Here is a 642-nt window from a genome sequence, read left to right on the forward strand (position 1 = left end):
GATAATACTTTCTCCTTTGAATGATTCCATAATAAAATTCTTTCACGAAAGATAAGAATTTATCTTTACACCTCTAATTATTTATTAAAAAAATTAAGATTATTCTTTAATAAATATAAAATAATTGATTAATTGTTTAAAAAAGCTGTTGAAATGTCCGAATGGGCTATCGATTTGTCCGAATGGGCTACTCGAATGGTTTTTCAAATACTATTTTTGGTGGGTTATTTAACTAATGTTAAAGACGCTCTAATTTAAATGATTATTTATGAAAAAAATCTATTTATTACTGGCTTTTCTATTTTTTAGCCAGATCTATGCGATTGACTTTACTGTTAATAACATAAACTACACAGGAACGGATAGTGCTCCATACACTGCTACTGTGACGAGGAATAGTTCATTCTCTGGCGCTGCCGATTTTTCAACGGTAACGTATTTATCAAATACTTATACTGTAACAGCAATTGCAGATTATGCTTTTTCTAACTCCACTAATTTAACTTCGGTAACAATAGGGAATTCTGTTGCATCTATTGGGTCATATGCTTTTTATTCATGCAATAGCTTAAATACTGTAACAATAGGTGATTCTCTTGCCACAGGCGATATAACTATTGGACAATATGCTTTTTTTTTTAT

1 protein-coding gene is annotated in these 642 nt (G+C 29.9%); it reads left to right on the forward strand.

Going from position 1 to position 642, the window contains the following annotated elements; genetic code table 11:
- Window positions 1-268: 268 nt before the first annotated feature.
- On the forward strand, window positions 269-642 hold a 374-nt coding region (locus tag H8R24_RS16710; protein WP_187038215.1), incomplete at its 3' end, for a leucine-rich repeat protein.

Origin of the sequence: Flavobacterium muglaense, assembly GCF_014305155.1 — a bacterium.
GTDB classification, from domain to species: domain Bacteria; phylum Bacteroidota; class Bacteroidia; order Flavobacteriales; family Flavobacteriaceae; genus Flavobacterium; species Flavobacterium muglaense.